The sequence below is a fragment of the Microcystis sp. M53603_WE2 genome, assembly GCF_030065435.1.
This window is the reverse complement of sequence record NZ_JASJFF010000223.1, coordinates 1-1199: the sequence shown is the minus strand read 5'-3', so window position 1 is coordinate 1199 and position 1199 is coordinate 1. Positions and strand designations below refer to the sequence as shown.

Annotated in this window: 3 protein-coding genes; all 3 read right to left on the bottom strand. The window is 45.6% G+C overall.

The window, feature by feature from the left end; translation table 11 throughout:
* On the bottom strand, nt 1-563 hold a 563-nt coding region (locus tag PX481_RS04820), incomplete at its 3' end, for a nuclease/transposase family protein (RefSeq protein ID WP_502888586.1).
* A gap of 26 nt (nt 564-589) precedes the next feature.
* A complete protein-coding gene (locus PX481_RS04815) occupies nt 590-715 on the bottom strand; it encodes a hypothetical protein (protein ID WP_002763806.1) in 126 nt (41 codons plus the stop codon).
* Nucleotides 699-1199: S-methyl-5-thioribose-1-phosphate isomerase (locus PX481_RS04810; protein ID WP_288093825.1), on the bottom strand; the 501-nt coding region annotated here is incomplete at its 5' end. The genes PX481_RS04815 and PX481_RS04810, both read right to left, overlap by 17 nt.

Sequence of the window (1199 nt, the reverse complement as noted above, 5' to 3'; positions counted from 1 at the left end):
CCTGTTATTTGTCCCGTCGGTTTATGGTATTCTTGCCGTTCTACGTCAATCAGAAACTGGCAATAATAACCGTCAGCACGTCTAACAACTCTTACCCGTCTAATCTGTTGCTCTGAATAATAAACTAAGGTCTTTTGACTACACCATAAATCAAATTCTCCTGCTTTAAAGCCATCAGTGAACTTGATTTTACGTCGATCATCTGATAGTTTGTAGCCCGTTAGTTTATACTCAACCGAACGGTTATGTTTTTTGAACCGAGGAAACCCCTTTTTTCCCGGTATCTTAGCATGACAATTATGGTAAAACCTAGTAATTGATTGCCAGGCTCTATCAGCAGCCGATTGACGAGCTTGAGAGTTTAATTTATTAACCCATGGTGTCTCTTTATTGTTAGCTAGTACCGCGCAAAGTTTTTGGAGATCATTGCGGGTTGTCCCTTGATTGGACCGCCAATAACGAACACAAGAATTACGCACAAACTGAGAAGTTTTGATAGCTTCATCAAGCCGGTGATATTGCTCTGGTGTTCCGTTTTTTAGCTTTGCTTCTACGACTAGCATCTAACAATCCTCGACCCTTGGCTAAGTTAATTATAACACAGTTTACCCACAGATGGTGGAATTAAACCGATGCTCTGCGGTTGATATTCTGGTCGGATTTCATCCCCCGCAAAGGTGAGTATCTTGTCGAAAAATCTAGCGCGGGCATTCATCCGACATTTTAGGTAAAAAAATTAATTCAGCCGGTGTTACCGCTCCTTTTTCCGTGATGATAGCGGTGATTAAAGCGGCGGGAGTAACATCGAAAGCGGGGTTATAAAAGTTAACATCTCTAGGGCAAAGGGTAGTTGTCCCCACCTGATAAATTTCGGCACGATCGCGCTGTTCGATCGGTATCCCCGTACCATCCTTAAGGGAAAAATCCACCGTCGATAGCGGCGCGGCCACATAAAAAGGCAGATTATGAGCTTTTGCCACCACCGCAAGGGAATAGGTGCCGATTTTGTTAGCCGTGTCCCCATTGGCCGCAATGCGATCGGCCCCAACGATCACCGCATCGATCAGTTTTTGCTGCATACAGTGGGCCGCCATGCTATCGGTGATCACGGTGACGGGAATTCCCTCCCGCAGACATTCACAGGCGGTTAATTTTGCCCCTTGCAGCCGCGGCCGGGTTTCGTCTGCATACACTTGTAT